Origin of the sequence: Lacticaseibacillus zeae subsp. silagei (assembly GCF_030770335.1) — a bacterium.
In the GTDB taxonomy this organism is placed as follows: Bacteria; Bacillota; Bacilli; order Lactobacillales; family Lactobacillaceae; genus Lacticaseibacillus; species Lacticaseibacillus zeae.
The window spans coordinates 2360231-2383871 of record NZ_CP132484.1; the positions used below are offsets into that span (position 1 = coordinate 2360231).

General features: G+C 48.8%; 21 protein-coding genes. 9 read left to right on the forward strand and 12 right to left on the reverse strand.

The genetic code is table 11. The features are described 5' to 3' along the window. Genes LACZS1_RS10990 through LACZS1_RS11000 form a run of 3 tightly spaced genes read right to left on the reverse strand, consistent with a single transcriptional unit; the run spans position 1 to position 3060 of the window. Positions 1-1116, reverse strand: a complete 1116-nt coding sequence (locus LACZS1_RS10990) for a PIN/TRAM domain-containing protein (protein WP_010492251.1) — start codon at positions 1114-1116, stop codon at positions 1-3. 20 nt (positions 1117-1136) lie between these two features. After that, complete coding sequence (radA, locus tag LACZS1_RS10995) at positions 1137-2501, reverse strand: DNA repair protein RadA (RefSeq protein WP_010492253.1); 1365 nt, start codon at positions 2499-2501, stop codon at positions 1137-1139. A 19-nt stretch (positions 2502-2520) separates the two neighbouring features. Further along, a complete protein-coding gene (locus LACZS1_RS11000) occupies positions 2521-3060 on the reverse strand; it encodes a dCTP deaminase/dUTPase family protein (protein ID WP_070650335.1) in 540 nt (179 codons plus the stop codon). A 338-nt stretch (positions 3061-3398) separates the two neighbouring features. Here LACZS1_RS11000 and LACZS1_RS11005 point away from each other — a divergent pair, with 338 nt between their 5' ends. The 3 genes from LACZS1_RS11005 to LACZS1_RS11015 all read left to right on the forward strand — a co-directional run bounded on the left by LACZS1_RS11005 (position 3399) and on the right by LACZS1_RS11015 (position 6944). Further along, entirely contained in the window at positions 3399-3689 is a 291-nt protein-coding gene (locus LACZS1_RS11005; RefSeq protein WP_070650336.1) for a GNAT family N-acetyltransferase, read from the forward strand. A gap of 458 nt (positions 3690-4147) precedes the next feature. Beyond that, positions 4148-5467 (forward strand): C1 family peptidase, encoded by a 1320-nt coding sequence (locus tag LACZS1_RS11010; protein WP_070650337.1) that lies wholly within the window; start codon positions 4148-4150, stop codon positions 5465-5467. A 130-nt stretch (positions 5468-5597) separates the two neighbouring features. Further along, positions 5598-6944 (forward strand): C1 family peptidase, encoded by a 1347-nt coding sequence (locus tag LACZS1_RS11015; protein WP_070650338.1) that lies wholly within the window; start codon positions 5598-5600, stop codon positions 6942-6944. Positions 6945-7075: 131 nt separating this feature from the next. On the opposite strand, the gene LACZS1_RS11020 is transcribed toward LACZS1_RS11015, so the two are convergent. Both LACZS1_RS11020 and mazE read right to left on the reverse strand, forming a co-directional pair. Further along, positions 7076-7441, reverse strand: coding sequence for a type II toxin-antitoxin system PemK/MazF family toxin (locus LACZS1_RS11020; protein WP_070650339.1), 366 nt, complete (start codon positions 7439-7441; stop codon positions 7076-7078). Then, positions 7428-7652 carry a type II toxin-antitoxin system PemI/MazE family antitoxin gene (gene mazE / locus LACZS1_RS11025; RefSeq protein WP_047105520.1) on the reverse strand — a complete coding sequence of 75 codons (225 nt, stop codon included), beginning with the start codon at positions 7650-7652 and terminating at the stop codon, positions 7428-7430. Before mazE ends, LACZS1_RS11020 begins: the two co-directional genes overlap by 14 nt. 221 nt (positions 7653-7873) lie before the next feature. Between mazE and LACZS1_RS11030 the strand changes: the two genes are divergently transcribed. From LACZS1_RS11030 to LACZS1_RS11045, 4 genes are all read left to right on the forward strand, one after another. Next, positions 7874-8974: an ABC transporter permease gene (locus LACZS1_RS11030; RefSeq protein ID WP_070650340.1), complete on the forward strand. Its 1101-nt coding sequence runs from the start codon at positions 7874-7876 to the stop codon at positions 8972-8974. Continuing rightward, on the forward strand, positions 8974-10167 hold the full coding sequence (locus LACZS1_RS11035) for an ABC transporter permease (protein ID WP_070650341.1): 1194 nt from the start codon (positions 8974-8976) through the stop codon (positions 10165-10167). Before LACZS1_RS11030 ends, LACZS1_RS11035 begins: the two co-directional genes overlap by 1 nt. Positions 10168-10181: 14 nt before the next feature. Further along, entirely contained in the window at positions 10182-11060 is an 879-nt protein-coding gene (locus tag LACZS1_RS11040) for an ATP-binding cassette domain-containing protein (RefSeq protein WP_306402856.1), read from the forward strand. A 160-nt stretch (positions 11061-11220) separates the two neighbouring features. Next, positions 11221-13275 carry a KUP/HAK/KT family potassium transporter gene (locus LACZS1_RS11045; RefSeq protein ID WP_047105515.1) on the forward strand — a complete coding sequence of 685 codons (2055 nt, stop codon included), beginning with the start codon at positions 11221-11223 and terminating at the stop codon, positions 13273-13275. Between the two features lie 135 nt (positions 13276-13410). On the opposite strand, the gene ppdK is transcribed toward LACZS1_RS11045, so the two are convergent. The 3 genes from ppdK to LACZS1_RS11060 all read right to left on the reverse strand — a co-directional run bounded on the left by ppdK (position 13411) and on the right by LACZS1_RS11060 (position 17741). Further along, positions 13411-16041, reverse strand: a complete 2631-nt coding sequence (ppdK, locus tag LACZS1_RS11050) for a pyruvate, phosphate dikinase (protein WP_070650343.1) — start codon at positions 16039-16041, stop codon at positions 13411-13413. 280 nt (positions 16042-16321) lie between these two features. Continuing rightward, complete coding sequence (locus LACZS1_RS11055; protein WP_087912716.1) at positions 16322-16909, reverse strand: CBS domain-containing protein; 588 nt, start codon at positions 16907-16909, stop codon at positions 16322-16324. Positions 16910-17069: 160 nt separating this feature from the next. Further along, on the reverse strand, positions 17070-17741 hold the full coding sequence (locus LACZS1_RS11060) for a 2,3-bisphosphoglycerate-dependent phosphoglycerate mutase (RefSeq protein WP_025013311.1): 672 nt from the start codon (positions 17739-17741) through the stop codon (positions 17070-17072). Positions 17742-17903: 162 nt separating this feature from the next. Between LACZS1_RS11060 and LACZS1_RS11065 the strand changes: the two genes are divergently transcribed. After that, positions 17904-19010, forward strand: a complete 1107-nt coding sequence (locus LACZS1_RS11065; protein WP_070650345.1) for a low temperature requirement protein A — start codon at positions 17904-17906, stop codon at positions 19008-19010. Between the two features lie 71 nt (positions 19011-19081). Beyond that, complete coding sequence (locus LACZS1_RS11070) at positions 19082-19366, forward strand: chromosome partitioning protein ParB (protein ID WP_047105507.1); 285 nt, start codon at positions 19082-19084, stop codon at positions 19364-19366. 160 nt (positions 19367-19526) lie between these two features. On the opposite strand, the gene LACZS1_RS11075 is transcribed toward LACZS1_RS11070, so the two are convergent. The 4 genes from LACZS1_RS11075 to LACZS1_RS11090 all read right to left on the reverse strand — a co-directional run bounded on the left by LACZS1_RS11075 (position 19527) and on the right by LACZS1_RS11090 (position 23637). Beyond that, positions 19527-20642, reverse strand: coding sequence for a lactate oxidase (locus LACZS1_RS11075; RefSeq protein WP_047105506.1), 1116 nt, complete (start codon positions 20640-20642; stop codon positions 19527-19529). Positions 20643-20852: 210 nt separating this feature from the next. Further along, entirely contained in the window at positions 20853-21062 is a 210-nt protein-coding gene (locus LACZS1_RS11080; RefSeq protein ID WP_070650346.1) for a CsbD family protein, read from the reverse strand. Between the two features lie 155 nt (positions 21063-21217). Next, positions 21218-22411 (reverse strand): phosphopentomutase, encoded by a 1194-nt coding sequence (locus tag LACZS1_RS11085; RefSeq protein ID WP_093997905.1) that lies wholly within the window; start codon positions 22409-22411, stop codon positions 21218-21220. Then, positions 22408-23637: an MFS transporter gene (locus tag LACZS1_RS11090; RefSeq protein ID WP_070650348.1), complete on the reverse strand. Its 1230-nt coding sequence runs from the start codon at positions 23635-23637 to the stop codon at positions 22408-22410. The genes LACZS1_RS11085 and LACZS1_RS11090 overlap by 4 nt, the downstream gene beginning before the upstream one ends. Between the last annotated feature and the right edge of the window lie 4 nt (positions 23638-23641).

The window sequence follows — 23641 nt, forward strand, 5'->3', positions numbered from 1 at the left end:
TTACTTTTCCTTATCCCGGATCGCCTTTTGCTGGTGTGCCGGCTTTGCGAAGATCATGCGCCCCGCGGCCGTTTGCAGCGCGCTGGTGACGATGACTTCCAGCGGTTTGTTCATGTAGAACTTGCCGTCTTCGACCACCACCATCGTGCCATCGTCGAGATAAGCGACGCCTTGTTGCCGTTCGGAGCCGGATTTGATGACGGTGACCGTCATGTTTTCTCCGGGGATCACGTCGGGCTTCAGGGCATTGGCTAACGCGTTGATGTTGAGCACCGGTACATTTTGAAATTGTGCGACCTTGTTGAGGTTAAAGTCATTCGTCATGACGATGCCATCGAGCAATTTAGCGAGCTTGAGCAGCTTGCTGTCGACTTCGGTTAAATCGTCAAAATCGCCTTCGTACATCTCAATATGAATGTCTTTATCTTTTTGCATGGCATTCAAAATGTCCAATCCGCGGCGGCCGCGCATTCTTTTCATCGAATCCGCTGAGTCTGAAATCAGTTGCAGTTCATGCAAAACAAAGTTCGGAACCAGCATCGTACCTTCGATAAACCCGGTCTTGGCAATGGCCTGAACCCGGCCGTCAATGATGACACTGGTGTCGAGCAGCTTGTATTTGCGAAAATGATCGCCGACTTTACGCTCGAGTACCTGGTCGTTGTCCGTATCTGCTGTCCGGCGGTTGCGGAAATTCAATAGCCGCCGCCATTCTTCGCTGCGTGTCGTACCCACCCGAAAACCCAAGTAACCGAATAATAGCATGATGATGAGTGGTAGGAAGATATTCAGCGGTGCGATGAACCGATACAACGGAATTGAAATAATCGCGGCCAGAATCAAGCCGATCGTGGTCGACAAGCTACCGAACAGTAAATAGCTTGGTGATTTGGTGTTCAGCGTCTTTTCCAGAACTTTTAACCGTCCCAGAATCCAGTTGACGCTGAGACTGGCTAGCAGCAGGAAAATGATGGCGCCGATTAACCCGTTCGTCAGCAGGTTATTGACAATCAGGTGATGTTGCCAACCGATGGCTTCCCAAAGTGCCGGTAATGCGCCCATGCCGACCCCGATGCCGATCAAGCCGAAAATCAAATAAACAATTCGTTTCTTCATGGTTTGCCTCCTCTCTTCTTCTAATTAAAAACCTTATGCAACGCTTCGGCAATGCTTGTAACCCCAATGACTTGAATATCTTTGGGTGCGTGCCAGCCTTGCAGGTTGTTGCGCGGTACGAAAATCCGCTTAAAACCCAGCTTGGCCGCCTCTTTGACCCGATCTTCAATGCGGTTCACCCGCCGCACTTCACCGGTCAGGCCGATTTCACCGACAAAACAATCCGTCGGCGGAATCTCTTTGTCGCGATATGACGAGGCAATCGCAACGGCCATTGCTAAGTCAATCGCCGGTTCATCCAACTTAACGCCGCCAGTGGCTTTCAGGTAAGCGTCCTGATTCTGCAGCATGAGATTGGCCCGTTTTTCCAGCACTGCCATGATCAAGCTGACGCGATTGTGATCCAATCCGCTGCTGGTGCGTTTGGCATTGCCGTACATCGTGGGACTGATCAATGCCTGAATTTCCACCAAAATCGGCCGCGTACCTTCCATCGACACCACCACCGCCGAACCGGTTGCCCCAGCCAGCCGTTCTTCTAAGAAGATTTCCGAGGGATTGGCAACTTCCTGCAGGCCATTTTGGTGCATCTCAAAAATGCCGATTTCATTGGTAGAGCCGAACCGATTCTTAACCGACCGTAAAATCCGGTAAGTGTGGTGCATATCGCCTTCAAAATAAAGCACAGTGTCGACCATATGCTCAAGAATCTTAGGGCCGGCAATGGCACCTTCCTTAGTCACGTGACCAACGATGAAGATCGTCACGCCTTTAGATTTGGCAATGCGCATCAGTTCGGCTGTAACTTCGCGAATCTGGGCAACCGAACCGACTGCCGAGTTCATATCCGGTACATTCATGGTTTGCACCGAATCAATCACGACATAATCCGGCTGCATCTGGTCAATAACGCCTTCAATGCTGGGCATGTCGGTTTCCGGATACAGGTACATCCCCGAATTGGCAACCCCTAAGCGGCCGGCACGCATTTTGATCTGACTGGCACTTTCTTCGCCGGACACGTATAAAACGGTGCCGCCAGTGCTTGCCAACTGCCCGGACACCTGCAACAACAGGGTCGATTTACCGATGCCAGGATCCCCGCCAATCAACACCAGCGATCCCGGCACCACGCCGCCACCAAGCACACGGTTTAATTCCGCCAAACCGGTCTTAACCCGCGTTTCCTTGGCAACCGTCACTTCATCCATCCGCATCGGCTTGACTTTACTGCCTGCCCGCGTTTGCCGCGGTGCCGACTTGGTTGAACTGACGGTTTCTTCAACTAAGGTATTCCAGCCGCCACAATTCGGACAACGCCCTAAATAAGTGGCCGAAATATAACCGCAATTTTGACATACGTACTGTGTTTTTGCTTTAGCCATATTATCCCTTCAATATTAACTAGTGATCGGTTGACCCAAAACCGCTTTGCCGCTGAGCCAGCCCGCCTTGATCGCCATCGGCCAGTAAAAATGGCATGAAGATGCCCTGGCCGATGCGGTCGCCTTTTTTAATCATCACGTCGCGGGGAAAGAAATTCAGTAGCTGAATATAGATTTCGCCTTCGTTGTCCGGATTGTTATAATAGTCGGCATCAATCACGCCAATCCCATTGGGCAACGTCAAGCCGTGCTTGAGCGGATTGCTGGAGCGATTAGCCAGAACTAGCACTTCATTAGGTTGCATATACGCCTTTATCCCAGTTGGCACCAAATACGGTTTCAAGATCTGCTCAGCCCGTTCGAAATCCTTGTTGGTCAGCGGACGTTCATTCTTAATCAGCCGGAAAAGCCGAATAAAATCATACCGCCAGATGCTTTTCAGTAAGAAATCCTCACGCGCGTAAAAATCATACCCTGCCGCCTGCTTGGTTTGGCGTGTGGGCAAGGTCAGGTCGTCATCCTGATACTTTGAAACAATTTCAAAACCACGGGTCTTCATAATGAACCTCCATATAAGTAGTGTCCAAGGTATCATAACACGTGGCACCAGCTGACAACCATGCTGAAAAGGCTTTCCTTCTTGTAATTATACCGTTTTCTTGCTAAATTTGGAGTGCGGACGCGGCTGGTCAATCGCATTAACAAAATTGACCCGAACGTCATGGTGACTGGATTCGGTAAAAGCGGCGCTGACAGTGCGATGCGTTGGATGCTCAACCATAACGCGTTCACTGGCGCAGGAACCTGCGTATAAAGACCTTGGTCGCAATGGCCACTTATACTCCGGTTCCTGAACGCGCCAGTTCACGCTCACGCACTTTTACCAAGGAGGTTAAGATGGAATTTCAACACAAACCGGGCCGGATTTTCAATACCGACTGGGATGGCCGACTGCTGGCCGAATTAACGTATCAATCAATTGACGACGGCCAAGCATGGGCGGTCGATCATACTTTTGTTGACGAAAGTTTGCGTGGCCAAGGCATCGCCGGCCAACTCATCGAAGCAGTCGTTGCTGCCGCCCGGAAAGAAGGCAAAACCATTGAACCACTTTGCTCATACGCGGTTCATGCCTTTCACAACCATCCGGAATATGCTGATGTCTTGCGGCCGGTGAAGGATAACTGAATGCTGAGTGAGGCCAGAGCGTAACTCACGGTCAAAACGTCAAGCTTACAGAAGCGAACGTGCTTCCGATTGTTAAAAATTGGAAGTGCGTTTTCTTTTCGTTTCGGGTAAATAGTTTGGTTTAAACTTTAAAAATCTTAGTGCCAAAGCGGAGCAATCGGAGGCCAGATGGGCTCAGGGGTGACATTGTTGTTGGTGGGGCGCTTTTTGCCCCGCCTACAACAAGGCCGAGCTTAGAGACTCTGCCGGTTTTGCAGAGGCTCTAAGTCGTGCCCACCCCTCTAGCTTCGCGGTCGCCAGCCCTTGCCCCCGCCGGAGATTGCGGAGTTTGGCACGGCATGGAACTTTTGAAGTAGCAACTTTTGGCGGAAATCAATTTAAGTCATGCCTTTGATCACCTTTAAATTCTAATTAAATTGAGGTAAGGTTTCTTTAATGCACAAGAAAAGGGGCTCGCTATGTCAGAAATTACATTTGATCAGATTAAGGCGTTTCAAGAGCAGCTCGCGCACCATCCCGCCGCCGCTGCCCGCAGTCGCGCTGTCCAAAATGTCGGACCACAGGCGGCTAGTCGCGAAGCCATCGACGGCGAGGACATGAAGCCGGTATTCTCGCTCGACCTTGACACCGGCAGTGTTGCCAACCAGAAGAAAAGCGGCCGCTGCTGGCTATTTGCCACATTAAACACGGTTCGCCACGGCATTGCGGATGAATTCGGCCTGAAAGATTTCGAATTCTCACAAAACTACAATGCCTTTTTCGACCGGCTGGAGAAAGCCAACTTATTCTATGAAAATATTTTGGCAACGGCCGACAAGCCACTCGATGATCGCGAAGTCGCTACTTACCTCAGCGGACCGGATCAAGACGGCGGCCATTATGATCAAGCCGCTGCACTCATTGAAAAGTATGGCTTGGTTCCAAAGTCCGTTATGCCGGAAACCTACAACAGCAACAAAACGGCTGAATTAAACAGCGTCTTGAACGAGAAGTTGCGCAAAGACGCCAAAGTATTACGCACGCAGAAGCAGCAACATCCCAGTGACGACGCGATTGCCGCTAAAAAACGTGAACTACTCAGTGTGGTCTATCGTATCCTCGCTTATACTTTCGGCAACCCACCGACAACGTTCGATTTCGAATATCGCGATGACAAAAAACAATATCACCGCGATACCGGTTTGACCCCGCAAACTTTCTTCAAAAAGTACGTCAAGTGGCATTTTGATGATTACATCGTGGTTGCCAGCGATCCTGAGCCAAGCAAAAAATATCAACAGCTCTATACCATCAAAGCGGCCAACACCGTGGTTGAAGGGCATCCTTTAACGATCCTGAACCTCCCGCCTGAGCGCCTGGAGCAACTGGCATTGGCACAGTTGCAAGCCGGTGAAGTCGTATGGTTCGGTAATGATGTCTTGGCCGATATGGACCGAAAATCCGGTACGCTCAAAGGTGGTCTTTTCAATTACAACGACTTGTTCGACGTTGATTTTCACGTGGACAAAGCGGATCGAATCGTGACTACCGAAGCCGAAATGTCACATGCCATGACGTTCACCGTTGCAGATGTCGTTGATGGCAAGGTAACAAAATGGAAGGTCGAAAATTCGTGGGGCAAAGACAACGGCCATGACGGTTACTTTGTTGCCGATGCGAGTTGGTTTGACCAGTACGTCTACGAGGTCGTCGTTCGCAAGAGCCTCCTGACCGAAGCCGAGCAAGCCGCCCTTCAAACCACGCCAATCAACCTGCCTGTGTGGGATTTTCTGAATTAAACACGGGTTATATGCTAGACTATGCTTGTCGCTTCATTCAGGCGACATGGGCGGCCAACGGGATATTGCAACCTTTTGACTGCCGACTGCTTCATCATCAAATGTTTAATAAAAAGGAGTGCTTATTTCAATGTCTGCAGAAATTACTTCCAGCGATTTGGATCAGTTCAAACAGGATCTGCAAGCCACACCCGGTGCCGCTGCTTTACAAAAAGCGGTTATGAACAATGGCATCAACGCCACTGCCGAAAACACCGACAGCAAAGTGGCCATGACGCCGACTTTCTCGATCGAACTTGAGACCGGCGCTGTTGCCAACCAAAAGCAAAGCGGCCGCTGCTGGATGTTTGCCGCGCTCAATACGATGCGCCACGGCATCCAGGCCCAGTTCAAGATCAAAGACTTTGAACTTTCCCAAAACTATACCAACTTCTGGGATAAATTTGAAAAGTCCAATTATTTTTATGAAAATGTTTTGAAAACCGCTGATCAACCACTGGACAGCCGTAAAGTTGCGTTCCTCTTGGCCACCCCGCAACAAGACGGCGGCCAATGGGACATGTTGTCAGCATTGATTGAAAAATACGGCATCGTGCCGAAGTCAGTGATGCCGGAAACCTACAACTCAAGTAAGAGTAACGAATTAAACGGCTTGCTCAACCTGAAGCTGCGCAAAGACGCGGTTAAACTGCGCAAGTTAGTGGCTGACAAAGCCAGCGATGCTGATATTGAAGCTGCTAAGCAAAAGATGTTAGCGGAAGACTACCGGATTTTGGCTTACGCCTTAGGCAACCCGCCAACTAAATTCGACTTTGAGTATCGCGACGATGACAAGAACTACCACATCGATCGTGAACTGACCCCACAAACTTTCTTCAAGAAGTACGTTGGTTGGAACCTTGATGACTATCAAAGTATTATCAACGCACCAACGGCCGACAAGCCATACAACCACCTCTATACCGTTGAAATGCTTGGTAACGTGGTCGGCGGTCGCGAAGTCCGCCATCTGAACCTCGACATCGATACCTTCAAAGCTTTAGCTATCAAGCAGTTAAAGGCCGGCGAGTCTGTCTGGTTCGGTTCCGATGTCGGTCAAAGTTCTGATCGTCAACTCGGTATTCTGGACACCAACATCTACAAGAAAGATGACCTCTTCAACACCGACTTCACCATGACAAAAGCAGAACGCCTTGACTATGGTGAAAGCCTCATGACCCACGCCATGGTTCTGACTGGCGTTGACATTGTTGACGGCAAACCAACCAAGTGGAAGGTCGAAAACTCTTGGGGTGACAAGGTCGGCGAAAAAGGTTACTTCGTGGCAAGCGATGACTGGTTCGATCAATTTGTCTACCAAGTTGTCATCTCCAAAAAGTACCTGCCAACTGAATTACAGGATGTCATCAAAAACGAATACACTAAGCCAACGGTTCTGGCACCATGGGATCCAATGGGTGCTTTGGCATCAAGATAGTGTCAGTCATTTGAACTGGAGGCGATAAAAATAGGGACAAAAGTTTTTCGGCATTGATGCTCGAAAGGCTTTTGTCCTTTTTTCTGGTGCCAAAGAGTGCACCAATTTTTCAAAAAACATTTTTAACTTCGTCAGGTTTCTTTTGCATTAATGACGTCATTAACTGTCTGCAATACCTGACTTAACACATCTTCCGGTGCCTGCTCGATGTATTGCATACGTCTTTGGATAAAATCAAAAGTATGGAACTGAAGCGGATTAACATATCCTGAGGTTTTGTCAGTCTTTATCGGAACCATTAGCCCCGTGTGTGTCAGTCGATTCCTGGTTGCATGAGTAATCGGACAAACCAACGCTAATCCCGTCATTTTAGTATATTGCTGATTACTGATAACCATTGCCGGACGTCTTTTTTGAATCTCTTTGCCGCGACTCGGCATGAAATCAATACTTACAACTTCCCCTTTGTGTGGCAGGTAACTGTTAGTCCCACTCATTAGGCAATACCTCGTTGTCCAGAGTAATATCCTTCTGTTTTAAATCGTGCTGATACCAATTACCTTCAAATGGATTGCGATGCTTAGGTAGATAGAGAATCGCACCATCGCGTCGCTGTTCAACCGTGAATTCGGTTCCATCAGCCACTTTGATTTCTTTGGGAACTGTCAATGTGATTGAGTTCCCAACTTTTCTTGCTTTAATAGTCACTAGGATCGCCTCCTCGTATACACACAGTATACATTCTAAACGGAAATTTTTCCACTTGTATTATCTAGCTGAGATTCTCCATCACTAGACATACAATCACAGAGCTTTTTGTCCTCCGCCACGTACACTCCGCTTTCTAAGCGGGCCTGTTCGCGCTCTGCCTGAATTGTGGTATTCTGATGGCAACCGAATTAAAGTCATTTTCGAAATGGAGGCTGGGTATGGGGACGCAGTTGGGTTTTGATTGGCGTCAAATGGTTCATTCGCGGAAGAATCTTGCCTTGGCAGGGTTGTTTGTTGCGGCTTTTATCATTGGCTTTTTTGCTTTGATGTGGACGCATCGCTTGGATGTCGGGCAGACGGCGCAGGCGACAGCAAATGCGGCGGTGGCTAATTACGCCGAATATAATCTGGACACGTTGAGTAAGTCGCAGAAGCCGTTGTTGGCGAATCTGGACGCGCAGAATTCAGCAACCGGCGTGATTGGCTTGGGGATTAAGCTTGGCGAGCTCGATACAACGCGGAACGGCTTGCTGAGCTTACGCAATGCGCAGCTGGAGATGCGGCAGCGACATTTTAAAGCGATCAACACGATGCCATTGCCGCCGCTTCATCAGCTAAAAGGCGACGTTTTGACGCTCACAAAACTAAAGAATACTGACAAACCTGCCGTTACCGGGGTGACAACCAGCAGTTCTTACATAGTCACTATCTTGCCTTATCTCAGTTGGCTCACCGGCGCAGCGGCTATTTTGCTTGCCTGCGATAGTTGGGTCGAACGGCGGCGCCACCAAACACTGATGACCGCACGTCCGTTAACGGCTGGCGTGGCCGGCAGCAGTCGGCTCCTGACGTTAACCGGATTTTATCTGCTCATTCTGGCGGCCGGCTTGCTGGCGATCGTTGCATTGCCGGCATTATTCAACGGCATCGGTGATACTGCCTATCCACTGGCCGTCATGGGGAAAACATTATTACCGTTATGGCAATATCTCCTTCTGTTCGGCGGCCTAACCCTACTAGCCGGCATCTGGATCATTAGTTTCTGTATGCTGCTTAACACATGGGTCACAAATGCCTATCTGACGACCTTCATTGCGGCGGCAGTTGCCATCTCGCCACTGATGTTGCCGCAAGTCTTCCGCTTTCTTTGGTTCTTGCCATTTCCTTACCTTGATAGTTACGCCACCGTGAGCGGTACATTGATTGACCGCCTCAATCAGCCGCTTGCCAGCACGTGGATCGGTGCCGGCCTGCTACTTGTCTGGGTTATTGTCAATCTTGGACTCTTCGGTTATCGGGTCAAGAAGGAGGTGGCATAATGCGCTATTTTCGGTTTCAACTCCACCAACTACTCACTAACCGCAAAAACTTAGCCGTCATCGGCATTGCCTTGGTTGCGCTACTGTGTCAATTTATCTTTTTCCCGCCCAACAAAGCACCTGCCGAGCTGCCGACAAGAAATGCGCTGACCCGCGATCGCGATAAAAATGTGGCTTTCGTCAATGAGCCTCATGGTTTCATGACAGCCAAGTGGGTACCAGCTACCCGTGAGTTTGCCAACATCGAAACGCGCATGTTAAACGCCCAAAAGCAACAGCACACTCAGGCGTATGTGAAGGCAACCCTGCATTATCTGGCATTTTTAGGTCAAAATGCCGCCAATCCCGATGCCCAATCCAGCCCGTTTCACTATCCGCTTTCCTATTATTTTGAAAATCGCCAGTATCCTGATGCCGATGCGGCCTTTGCCAATGCGACCATGTACCGTTCGCTGGAACCGCTAGCCAAACAAGCCCATCCCGACACGGCCACGGTTCAGCAACAGACTTTTTGGCAAACGCTGTTTCGCGGTGCGGCAGGCGGCTGGCTGACAGCTTTATTGATCGTCACGATTTTGTTTGCCAACGACTTGCTGACGAGCGAACAACGCCACCGCAGCATTGCCCGCTTATTGCCGGTCAGTCCCTGGCACGCTGTCAATACCAAAACATTCACGGTTTTCACAGCATTATCCGGCTTTTTAGTGCTGGCAGTCGCCATCATTGCGGCTTTTGTCATCCCGCAACACGGCCTAGGTTCATTATCAGCTACGATTGCGTATTATGCGAAAGACGGCATGTCGATTAAATTGGATCCCTTAGCACTTGGCATTGCGCTGCCGACGATTCTGGGCCTAACCCTCTTATTAATGTGGCTGTTCATTCGCCTTAACCTATTGTGCCAGCTGCTTTTCCATAACGAGTTGGTCGGACTGGTCGTCAGTGCCTTTTTACTATTTGGGGAGCCACTTTATTTCATGCACGGCATTGCCTTTTCAGTTCCGCAAACGGCATATTATCTGCCGGGTTACATGAATCCGGCAGCAATCGTTAGCGGCTTACAGAATTTTCGCTACGATACCAGTCGCATGAGTCCGCTGGCTGCCGCGGTCGTTGTTGGCAGCGTGATTCTCATTCTTGAAGTCGTGCTGTTCATCGTCACGCATCGTCGGCGCGCCGCCATTATCAAGTAAACGGAGGTCTCACAATGGAACTGCAATTACAAAGTCTCGCCTTGAGTTTTAAAAATAAGCCGCACGTCATTGACAACATCAGTCTCACCATGAGCAGTGGCTCGATTGTGGGCATCGTGGCGCCTAATGGGACAGGTAAAACCACCTTGTTGCGCCTGATCCTCAATGACCTCAAGCCGCAGTCCGGTAAAGTTGTCTTAGACGGGCAAACCTATGGCAGTCAAAAGCAAAGCCTTGCAATGCATCGCCAAATGTGTCTTTTTCCGGTTCAAGACGACCTGTATCCCGACTTGTCAGGTAAAGCCCATCTTGACTATTACGCGCGACTTTGGCATAACCGGAAAAAAAGCATCAAGCAAATCATCACGGCACTGGATATGCATGATTATGTCAATCAGCCAGTGCGGACTTACTCGATGGGGATGAAACAGCGGCTTTGTTTTGGCATGGTCATGGCGGCAAATACGCCGATTATGCTACTGGACGAGTTCATGAACGGTCTGGACACCATCAATGTTGCGCGCATGTCGCGAATTCTGCGTGGCTTACGGGCGGAAGGCAAGCTGATCATCACCGTGTCGCACTTGTTGAACAATCTTCAGGGTTATGCTGACCTGATCTACTTTATGCGTGATGGTAAAATCATCAAAACGATCGATCAGCATGAACAGCAGCCGCTATACATCCAAGTGGCAGCCGACAACGCCAACCGTCTGCCGCGGATGCCGTGGCAACATTACCCGAATGGCCTATTGGTTTTGCCGGTTAATGAACTTCCCGGCCAACATTTCAATCAGTTGTTGCTGGGACTTGCTGCACATCACATTGCCTTTAAATTGGCACCGCTGGATCTCGACACTTATTTCAACGAGTTTTACGAAGCCGAACGTTAATGTTCAGTCCGTCTTAACCACCGAAAACCGCTCATCGGCGGCTTTTCTTGTTTAATGACGGCGATCACGTGGAATTTCGTAAAATGAATTAAGCATATGTACCTTACATTGGCGCATGTTTCTGCTACAATGGCGTTATTACTTTTCAGGGGGTGCACGAATGGCGTCAGGCTTGGCTGCTAATAAGAAGCTGAAGCATAAAATTTCTGCCGCGGCTTTACTTGTAACACTCGGTGTTGTTTACGGAGATATCGGAACATCACCGCTTTATGTTATGAAGTCAATCGTTGCCGGAAACGGCGGCATGGGACATTTTGATACCGATTTTTTGGTCGGTTCTGTTTCGTTGATCTTCTGGACCTTGCTCATCATTACCACGATCAAGTATGTGTTGATCGCGTTACGAGCTGATAACAACGGTGAAGGTGGTATATTTGCCTTGTACACGCTTGTTCGTCAGCGCGCTCGCTGGTTAGTCTTACCAGCCATGATTGGCGGGGCTGCTTTATTGGCTGATGGCATGTTAACGCCGGCTGTGACGGTGACAACGGCAATTGAAGGGCTCAAAGGTGTCCACATCAATGGCAATATTCTGATTGACAATCAGCAACAAGTCATTTGGGTCACGATTTTTATCATCACCTTTTTGTTCTTCATCCAGCGCTTTGGCACCGATCTCATCGGCAAGGCATTCGGCCCCATTATGTTTGTGTGGTTCACCTTTTTAGGCGTTGCCGGCTTTTTGGCTTTGTCAAAAGACTGGTCAATGTTACGCGCCTTGAATCCATACTACGCGCTGCGTTTGCTGGTTAGCCCGGATAATAAAATGGGTCTGTTTATTTTAGGCAGCATTTTCCTGGCGACCACCGGGGCCGAAGCGCTGTATTCGGACATGGGCCATGTGGGGCGTGGCAATATTTACTTAAGTTGGCCTTATGTTAATATCTGTCTAGTGTTGAACTACTTTGGCCAGGCAGTGTGGCTGGACCGCAATTCGCATGTGACGGCGTTTAACAAAATCAGTGATTTCAACCCATTCTTTCAGATGCTGCCGGAAAGTATCCGGCTGGGTGCGATTATTTTGGCAACCTTAGCTGCGATTATTGCGTCACAGGCCTTGATTTCCGGTTCTTACACATTGGTTTCCGAAGCCATCAAACTGCGCTTCTTGCCGCGGTTGCACATTGTTTATCCAACCCGGCTTAAAGGTCAGCTGTATATCCCGGTTGTCAACACCATTTTGTGGGTGGCGTGCCTGGCAATCATCGCCTACTTCAAGACCAGCGCTGAAATGGAAGGCGCCTACGGATTGGCCATCACGATTACCATGTTGATGACCACCTTGCTGCTGTATCAATACTTACGGGTACACCACGCGCCGACTGTGATCGCATTGGGCACCTTGATCTTCTTTGGTGCCATCGAAACGGTCTTCTTCATTTCCAGTGCCGTTAAGTTTCTCCATGGTGGCTATGTCACCGCAATGATTGCCTTTGTGATCCTAGCGATTATGTTTGTCTGGCAATACGGCGGTCGGATTCGCGACGACAACACGTACCGGGCAGAAATGGCTTCACTGTTCGCTTATAAAAAACAGCTTTCCGAATTACGTAGCGATCCGAACTATCCGACTTATACCACTAATTTGGTGTATATGACCCAGATTGCCAATGACCACTACATTAAAAAAGAAATCCTGTACTCGATTCTGGACAAACGGCCGAAACGTGCCCAAGTTTATTGGTTTGTAACGGTCAACGTTACCGATGAACCCTACACAGCCGAATACACGACTGACACTTACGGCACCGACTACATGGTCAATGTCCAGCTGTTCCTAGGCTTCCGGATGGAGCAACAGGTCAACGTTTTCCTGCGGCAGATTGTCAATGACATGATGCGCGAAGGCGAACTGCCAACCCAGCCGCAGAAATACACCACCATCCCGGATCGGCAGGTCGGTGACTGGACGTTTGTACTTTTGCATGAAGAATTGTCACCGCAGACTCAGATCAAAGGCTTCCAGAAAACCATCATTCAGGCGCGGCTGTGGCTCCAGCGCGTCACCGTTTCGCCGGCTCAGTGGTTCGGCCTGGAATATGCCGACACTTTAGATGAGACCGTACCGCTTGTGCTTGGTAAGATTCCGATAACCAAGTTAACGCGCCTAAGCCGGTCGCAGGTTAATGCTCAGGCTGAAGACGAAGACGATTAAGTCGAAAATCAAATTAATTAAAAAGGTGCACCACAAGTCATGAAGCAAATTTTGCTGCTGACTTGGGTGCATCTTTTTATATGGTCTGAATCGCGATCATTTGACTGCGATTATTTTTACATCGGTCATTGCGGATTACGAACGGGCCTTTGCCTTTTTCGTGGCTCGCAGCGTTGCCTGGGCTGCGGCCAGTCGCGCAACGGGGACGCGGTATGGTGAGCAGGAAACGTAGCTGACGCCGATGCTGTCAAAGAAGGCAACTGAATCCGGATCGCCACCGACTTCACCGCAGACACCGATCAGCAACTGCGATTTTGTCGCGCGGCCTTTGTCGATTGCCATCTTCATCAACGTGCCAACACCTTCTGTATCAACCGTTTGGAACGGATCGGCTGGCAGGATTTTCTTTTCAAGGTAAGCTGGCAGGAATGAGCCGACATCATCACGCGAGTAGCCGAAGGTCAACTGGGTGAGATCGTTGGTGCCGAAGCTGAAGAAATCGGCGACGTTGGCGATAGCATCAGCGGTGACGCATGCGCGCGGTGTTTCGATCATCGTTCCGACTTCATACGTCACCTGAATGCCTTTAGCGGAGGCCATCTGTTCGATTTCATTGACCACCAGTCGGCGTACCCAACGCAATTCGGTTTCCGAGTTAGTAAGCGGAATCATAATATGCGGGGCCACCGTGACGCCTTCATCGGCTAACCGGAAGACCGCATGCATCATCGCGCGAACCTGCATCGCGTAGATATCGGGGAAAGTAACGGCCAACCGATCGCCGCGATGGCCCAACATCGGATTGACTTCTTTCAGCGCCGCCATCCGCTCGCGTAACTGGTTCTGTTCTAAGCCCAGTTCATTCGCCACTTCGTTAATTTCGCGTAAGTCATGCGGGAGAAATTCATGTAATGGTGGATCCAGTAAGCGAATTGTGACACTTTTACCTGCTGCCAGACGATATAAATCGTAGAAATCCTGTTCCTGCATTTTCTCTAAGGCAGCCAGCGGTGCTTTACGGCCTTCCGCATCTTTTGCCAAAATCAGCCGCCGCATTTGCAACAACCGCTCTGGCTGGAAAAACATGTGCTCGGTTCGGGTTAGTCCGATGCCATCTGCACCAAAAGTGAGCGCCTGCTGCAGATCCTTAGGCGTGTCGGCATTGGTGTAAACGCCCATCCGACTTGCTGCTTTGGCCCAATCCAGCAAGGTTGCCAGACTTTCCTTAACCATGGCGGCGGTGGTTGTGATGCGCCCGCGATAAAGATGCCCGGTTGTGCCATCGACCGATACCCAATCGCCTTCATGGAGCACAATGTCACCGACCGTGGCTGTTTTAGCGTGTTCATCGACACTCAGCGCGTGCATCCCCACGACGCCGGTGGCTCCCATGCCGCGGGCAACCACTGCTGCGTGCGAGGTCATGCCGCCGCGCGCGGTGACAATTGCCTGACTGACGATCATCCCTTCAATATCCTCCGGTGAGGTGTCCTGCCGCATCAAAATGACCTGATGACCGGCTTCGTGCGCGGCTTTGGCCTCCGCAGCCGTGAAGTAAACTTCGCCGGTTGCTGCGCCGGGAGATGCCGGCAACCCAGTGGCCAAAACGTCATGGGCGGCCAATGCCTGCGGATCAAACTCCGGATGCAACATGTCGCTGAGCGATTTCGGATCAATCCGCATTAAGGCTTCCTGCCGATCAATTAGTCCTTCATTGACCAAATCAACGGCAATTTTAACCGCAGCAGCTGGCGTCCGTTTTCCGTTACGCGCCTGCAATAGATAGAGTTCGCCATGTTCGATCGTGAATTCGAGATCCTGCATGTCACGATAATGCTGCTCCAAAGTCGTGGCGATCGCAGCCAGCTGATCGTAGACTTCCGGCATCTGCTCATGCAAGACCGCCACCGGTTGCGGCGTCCGCACGCCGGAGACAACATCCTCACCTTGAGCATTTAAAAGATACTCACCAAACAAGGCGCGTTCGCCGGTCGCCGGATCGCGGGTAAAGGCCACCCCGGTACCGGAATCTTCACCAGCGTTGCCGAAAACCATGGTCTGCACATTAACGGCCGTGCCCAAGTCTTCGGGAATATGATTTTCCCGCCGATAAATCACTGCGCGCCGATTGTTCCACGATTCAAACACTGCAACAATCGCCGCTAAGATCTGAGCTTTGGGCGATTGAGGGAACGATTTGCCTGCATCTGTGTACAGCTGTTTGAAGGCCTGGATAATCTGCTTCAGGTCATCTGTGGTTAAGGCCAGATCAGACGTGTACCCTTTTTCCTGTTTGATCGCGGTCAAAACATCATCAAACGCACTTTCCGATAGACCGTAGACGACATTCCCGAACATGGCCAGCAGCCGGCGATAACTATCATAGGCGAAACGCGTATCCGCCGTCAGTGTTGCCAGCGCCTGCACGGTTTGGTCGTTTAACCCGATATTCAAAATCGTGTCCATCATGCCCGGCATCGAAATCGGTGCGCCGGAACGAACCGAAACCAGCAGTGGCGCGGTCGGATCATCAAAACGCTTCCCGGTAGCCTGTTCCAATGCCTGCAAATGCTGATCCAGCTCGGCCAACAAGGCATCTGACAGAGCATGTTGCTGCTGATAGTCATGGCAGGCCGCTGTTGTCATGGTGAATCCCGGAGGAACCGGTAAACCAAGATTCGTCATTTCGGCAAGATTAGCCCCCTTGCCACCCAATAAAGCCCGCATCTCCATGTTGCCTTCTGCAAACGCATAGATTTGTTTCATCACAAATCCTCCCATTCGTTAAATATGACGTTATATATGTTCGCTATATAATGTATTATTTAGCCCTGAAAATTGCAAGCGTTTACACTTAAAAATGGCCTATTTGTTTTAAGTTTTTTTGAGCGTGAGCCGGCGCGCTTAGAAGTCGGAGTGTAAGCGGCCTTGGGCGTGATGGTCCGGGTTTGACCATTGCGACCAAGGTCCTTACACGCAGACTTCTGCGCCGGTGAACGCGTTATGACAGCACGAAAAAAGCTGCTGGCAGTATTCGCCAAACAGCTTATGGGGCAAGAGTTTCGATCAGATATTTAAAAATGCGATTCTTGGTAATTTTTCCAATGACATGCGTGTCACCACGGTTTTGGACTACTGGCAATGAATCAACGTTGTGTTTCAGCAGCAACTTGCTGGCGTCCATAATCGTGGTATCAGCCGTCACGGTGACAACATTGGGCATCCGAGTCATCACGATACTGGCGGGCAGTGTCGTGTCGCGATCGGTAAAGCTGGCTCGCAGCAAATCTTTACGCGAAATCAAGCCAACCAAGGCGCCGTCATCATCCAGCACATACAAGGAGCCAACATCGGCGATAAAAAGCTTGGTCACCGCTTCTTCCATCGAGGTCGTGAGCTTGATTTCCGTTGGTGGAAGCAGGATTTTGGCAATGGCCGTTTTAAACAACGCCTCATTACCGGCCGGTAAAATGCTGGCGCCCTGGTAAGCGTAACCTACTTTAGGCCGGGCATCCAGAATGCCAATCGTTGTCAGCAGACGCAAATCGGCCCGAATCGTGGCCAAACTGATTTTTAACTTGGCCGCTAATGTTTCCCCGGTCATGGGGCTGTCAGCTTTCAACAGCTGAACAATTTTACGTTGACGTTTGGTAAGTTGCGTAGGTGCCCCCTCCTTTTTATAATCAACAGTATAACATTTTTGAGATATATGACGTGATATTCAACCTTAAAAAGTTGGAATATGCCAAAAGAAATCCGGCACATCGGGTAAGCCGACCTGGCCGGAATTATTTTCAAAGCGTTTGTTTTTTAAGAATCTTCAAGTGATCATCAAGTGTATAGACAATCGGCTGCGCATTGCCGATCTCGACTTTGTTGATACCGGCGTCGCTGATGTCTTCCATGTACTTAACCAGCGCCCGTAGCGTTGATCCATGTGCCACGATGAGCTGATTCTTGCCTGCCATGAGCCGCGGCGCCAACTCGGCACTCCAGTACGGCAGCAAGCGTTCACTCGCATCCGCAAGACTTTCACCCCGCGGAATAATGGTGGCCGGGTACTGGTGGTAACGGCGCGAACGACTGGGATGCGCCAGCAACGGCGGATGCGCGTAAAAACTACGCCGCCAGCTGGCAACCTGATCCGGGCCAAAAAGTTTGCGGGTCAGGTCTTTGTTGATCCCGCGCAGTGCCCCATAATGCCGTTCATTCAGTCGCCAACTTTTGGTAATCGGCAGGTAATTCTGCCCGATCTTATCCTGCACAATGTAAGCAGTCATGATCGCGCGCGACAGCACACTGGTGTGGACATGATCAAACAGGATCCCGGTTGTCGCGATCTTGCTGCCGGCCTCGGCTGCTTGAGCCTTACCATGCGCGGTTAACCCCACATCGGACCAGCCGGTATAAGTATTTTGTTGATTGGCAATGCTTTCGCCATGGCGTAAAAGGACTAGTTTGACCAAATCTCGACCTCCCTATTTAAACTAGTATAACAATCTCAGCTGAATTAGTGTAGCCTGGCTTGGCAGCAACTGCTTTGCCGCCAAGTCACGAAAATGATAGGCTACTATATATTGAGACAAGCAAGGCGAGTACTGCCTTAGCTTTTAGAAAGAAGGATGCTCATGGCCAAGTCGCTTCGATCGGTCACGATGGTCGAGCTTTTTTATGATTTGATTTTTGCCTATGCCGTTGGTCGCATGGCGCAAACCCTGGCATTGCCGGTGCATGGCAGGATCGCACCGCAAATAATCGGAGAATTTTTATTGATGCTGCTGGTATTTTGGGTGATTTGGACCTACCAGACCGTCTTAACGAATCAGTTTTCCCATCCCCAATGGCGCCACAACCTTTTTAGCCTGTTCAACATGTTCTGGGTCATTGTTTTGAGCACCGCGATCACCAGCGACCTCGCCACAACCAAGTGGCCGTGTCAACTGAGCACAGCAGTTTTATTTTTGAGCCTAGCAAGCGAATATGGCTTGGCCTGGCGAAAAAATCATGCGACTTTCGCCAAAATATCCGGACTGACACTTGCGACCGGTAGCGCAATCGCCTTGATATCGCTTTTTCTAAAACCTTACACCCTCTCGTTCGTTGTCTTTTTTGTGGGGATTGTAGGTGCTGGCCTGATGCCATCGCTGGTTTGGCGCTCAAACAAGGCACCATTAACCGATCTCGCCCATTTAAGTGAACGGTACGCGTTGCTGGTTTTGTTAATCTTCGGTGAATCAATTATTGGCGTGGCGGACACGGTCTATTCCGGTCTTTCCTTGCCGGCAGCACTTTTCTTCCTGGTCGTCATGCTGTTGCTTGTGGCTTATCAACTTGTTTATGATAACGGCCTCAATCGCCGGCAGAAAAATGGCGGTTTAGCGGTGATCCATCTGCATTATCCGCTCATGGCCGCGATTCTCAGTCTCAGCACATTGATCCACTTATGGTTGGCGCATTCGCTTGATCCCCAGTGGTTTGCTTTTGCCATCACCCTCACTTTGGCTGTCTACTATTTTAGTCTCATCGGTTACCTAAGTGCTTACCCGGTCAAGCGGATTGATATTGGCTTCAAACGCTGGTTCTACTTAGGCTTCTCGCTTTTGATCTTTGGTGTCTACAGCTTGATGACATCTGTCATGCCCCTGCCCTTCCTGCTCGGCTTAACCGCCTATCTCCTCGCCGACACGCTTTATCTTTGGCAATTCATCTTACATCCCAATGGACCGACCTATTAGGATGTATAATTAAAAAGTGTAAACCAGTCCAATCTGAACTGGTCAATGCATCAAAGAAAGGGGAATTCAACATGACAACCTATGATGTCACCTTCAACACAGTTGATGGCAAATCACTGATCAAGCGTAACGTCGAAAGCGACCACGAAAATGCCCGAGTTTGGGAAGACGCGGTGGAACGGTTTGACGCTGATCACCTTTACATCAAAATGAATGATAAGACAATGGTCAGCCTACTGCGGCGAGCCGTTGTCAGAATCGATATGACGGAACTGCCAAGTGATATCGAAAAACGCGCTAATCGACGCGATGAGTTCCGTAATGCCATGTACACACTGAGTCAAATCGGCCTGTAGATGGATTATCGAAACCCAATCATACAGTGACGCGGTTTCTATGATGAATGAACATATGGCTGACTCGCTTAATTCACAAGCACGCCAAAAAAAGAATCCGCCTCGGCTCAAAGCCAAAGCGGATTCTTTTTTGCGTCTTAAGGCTCTACTGACACCGAAACTAGTCAGCGTAGTTAAAATGGGTTAATGGTGCATGCTTGACGTCCTCAATGGTCTTGGTTCCGGCAAGCTGCATGATGATTTCAAGTTCGTGATCAATTTGTTCGAACACGCTTTGAACCCCTTGAGCACCGCCTAAAGCCAAGCCATAAATAACCGGACGACCAAATGCGACCAGATCAGCACCGGCTGCTAACGCCTTGAAAGCGTGGCTGCCGCGGCGAATTCCGGAATCAAAGATGATCGGAACGCGCTTGTTGACAGCCTTGGCGATGGCCGGCAAAACATCAAAGGAAGCCGGGCCACCATTCAACTGCCGGCCGCCATGGTTAGAAACATAGACAGCAGCTGCACCTGCGCCAATTGCCCGCAAAGCATCTTCTGGTGACTGAATGCCCTTAACGATCACCGGCAAGTCCGTGTACTCCGCAATGCGGCGTACGTCGTCTTCACCGATCTTCTGTGCGGCAGAAGCATAAATTTCGCCGATACCCTTACCTTTGCCGTCGCCTTCGGAATACTTTTCCAGGTTCGGCATTGGGATTGGGAATTGGAAGTTATTAATGATATCTTCTTCGCGATACCCATCAACGGTCGCATCAACGGTGAGGATAATCCCCTTGACACCGGCCTTTTTGGCTTCATCAAGCAAGCTCTTGTTAAAGTCCCAATCCTTGCTCATGTAAAGCTGGAACAGTTGCGGTGCGCCGTTGCCGGCTGCTGCTGTGTCAGCAATTGATGTTGAACTGTAGGTGCTTTGTGCCATCAAGCCACCAACTGCAGCCACACCGCGGGCGGTATCTTTTTCACCCTGACTGTGTGCCAGTCCTTGAGCCGCTGTCGGCGCCATCATGACCGGAGTCTTCAAGTCAATGCCCAAGAAACTGGTCGACAAGTCCGGTGAGTCAATATTCGACAACGCCTTTGGAACAATCTGTGCATGATTGAAAGCCTTGGTGTTCTCGGCTAAAGTCCATTCATCCTCGGATCCGCCAACAATGTACCCGAATCCGCCTGTTGGAATAATCTTCTTTGCTTCATCCGCCAATGACGGCAAATTCAAAATATTCAGTTTTTTCTCTGCATCGCTCTGTTCGTAACCATTAACAACTGTCATGTGTCAAAAAGCCTCCCAAATTGCTTACTTATTAGAACACTTATTAGTGTAACACTTATAATTAGTAAGTAAATGCGTTTTGCTGATTTTTTGTAAGTGAAGGTGCAAAGGCTTAAAAATCAACGTGCAGGCGCCTAATGAGAAGCAAAAAGGAGAAGCCCGCTACTGCGTCTTCTCCTTAAGTAACTATCGGCCGTCTTGTTTCAGCCGTTAATCTTCTTTTTTCCCTTTGGCCTTATCAACCGCGTCATTGAACTTTTCGGCAATCTTGTCCTTGGCATCGCTAAGCTTTTCTTTCGCTTCGCCTACCATTTGTTCGGTCTTGCCCTTAGCCTCGGTTGATTCGTCACCAGTCACCTTGCCAGCAGTTTCCTTTACTTTACCGCTAACTTTGTCTTTTGCTGCATCAAAATCCGCCATATGATCAGTCCCTTCTTTTTTACTTACTTTAAGTGTACCAAGTTGACTGATCATTGTTCCACTATTAAGCTCATCAACAAATAACTTATTTTTGATCCGCTATTTTAATGACGACGCGGGCCGATTGGCTTGCATCCCAAAAGATCAAGCAAGATTCATCTCAACTGATTAAGGAAGCTAGTAGCATTTATCAAGTTATCTTCTATTCCAAAATTGTCAAGAATCGTCGCACCAAGATCACTGAAGGTCTCTCTGATTCCAAGATCAGCGTTAGATAAATTCGTGGAATACACAAGCAAAGGCACGTACTCACGTGTATGATCATTGCCTCTAAATGTCGGATCGTTGCCATGGTCTGCTGTCACAATCAGTAAATCCGTTTCTGATATATTGGAGACCACGTCACGTAATTTTTGATCGACTTGTTCTAGTTCTATACCGTACCCCTTTGCATCACGACGATGTCCATAATTAGAATCAAAATCAACCAGATTAGCAAAAACAAACTTATATTTTTGATTGTCAAGAGCAGCCAGGATTTGATTTAGTCCATCCAGATTACTTGTTGTATGAACTTGAGAATCAATGCCTCTGCCGGAAAAAATATCGTTAATCTTCCCGATGCCGCAGACGGAAACTCCATTTGCATTTAATAGATCTAACACTGTCGCTTGTTTAGGTACCATTGAAAAGTCGTGTCGATTGGCTGTCCGCTCAAAATCATCAGGATTCTGGCCAACAAATGGACGTGCAATGACTCTGCCAACGTTCCAACTACTATCATCAAGCGTAAATCGTATAAAGCGGCAAATTCGATATAGTTCGTCGACCGGCACAACAGCTTCGTGAGCCGCCACTTGGATCACCGAATCCCCTGACGTATATACGATCAAACCACCTTCAGCAATCTGTTTCTCACCGTAATCTTTAATAGCCTGAGTTCCGGAATAGGGTTGGTTCAAGAGCACCTTACGATTTGAGAACTTTTCAATTTTATCGACTAATTCATATGGAAATCCATTGGGAAAAGTATCCAGAGGCTCTTTAACAGGAACTCCCATCATTTCCCAGTGTCCATCCATGCTATCCTTTCCAGCCGAAATTTCACGCATCTTTCCAACTGCACTTGATAATTTACTTCGCGCTTTAACGCCTTTTAGTGGTTCATCACGACAAATACGGCCAAGCCCCAATTCCGTTAATTGAGGCAGCGCTAATTCACCTTCCCAATACGAGCAAAGATGTCCCAGTGTATCTGCTCCTTGATCACCAAATGCTGTGGCATCCGGTGCTGAACCAATCCCAACTGAATCCAATACAATTGTAATAATTCGTTCAAATTTTCTCACTCAGCAACACGCTCCCGACTTTCAGGTTTAATTTTTTTTAGCGGATTAGGGATGAGATTAACAACAATGAGCGAAACAAAATACAAGGATCCTAGCAATAATAATGCTGCTGAAAATCCGCTTCGATCGATCATGTATCCAATAAGAATTGGCGAAAGCCCGCCAATCGCCCTGCCAGTGTTAAAAATGGCATTATTGGCAAAACTTCTTATTTCCGTTGGATAAAAGCTACTGATAAGCGCCCCATAGCCGGCATTCATACCGTTGGCAAAAAATCCAACAACTGCTCCGATAATTAGCATTAGAAAAGAACTGTGTACAAATATATATAAGGTCACTGACAAACCAGACATAATCAAGAAAGCTGAATAAGTCAACTTGGATCCAAATTTATCGTACAATTTGCCGAAAGACAGCATGCCGAGTGACATCCCAATAATGGTTGAAATCATCCATAAAGACGACCCGGAAACTGACAAGCCCTGCTTCTTTTCAAGCAATGAAGGTAGCCAATTCATTAAACCGTAATATCCCGCGACTTGAATGGCTGACATAATCGTCAATCCCAGCGTAATTAACGCAACTTTAGGCCGGTTAAAAAGCAAGCTTATTCGTGGACTCGTTGTTTTCTCTAGATCCTCCGCATGTGCATGTTGCCAGACCTTAGTTTCCGGAAGATGGCGACGAACAAAATAAGCTAAAAATACAGGAATAACGCCAAATATAAAAGCAGCACGCCATCCTGCTAGCGGAATAACAATTGCTGCTATTAACGCAGCAATCAGAGTTCCCATTTGTCCGCCAACGGTAATCCAAGATGACATTTGACCTCGACGATCTTTTGGAAAGGCTTCTGCAACTAATGCCATACCTATTCCATATTCTCCACCCGCGCCTAATCCAACTAAAAACCTTAATATATAGATTTCAAAAATATTTCGGGCAAAAGCCATCAATAAGGTCGCGATCGCAAAGACAAAGATCGTATAGGTAAAGACTTTAATTCTGCCTTTCTTATCTGCCCAATACCCAAAAATCACACCGCCTACCATCATGCCAATATTTGTGACTGAAGGTAAAACTCCTCCTGCTGCAGAAGAAATATGGAATTCATTGATGATCGAACTAAGTGCAAAGGATAACAATAGAACATCCATACCTTCAAGACCCAGCCCTAGCATAGATGAAACCAATATTTTCTTCTGATATGATCCGGTTTCGTGCATTACA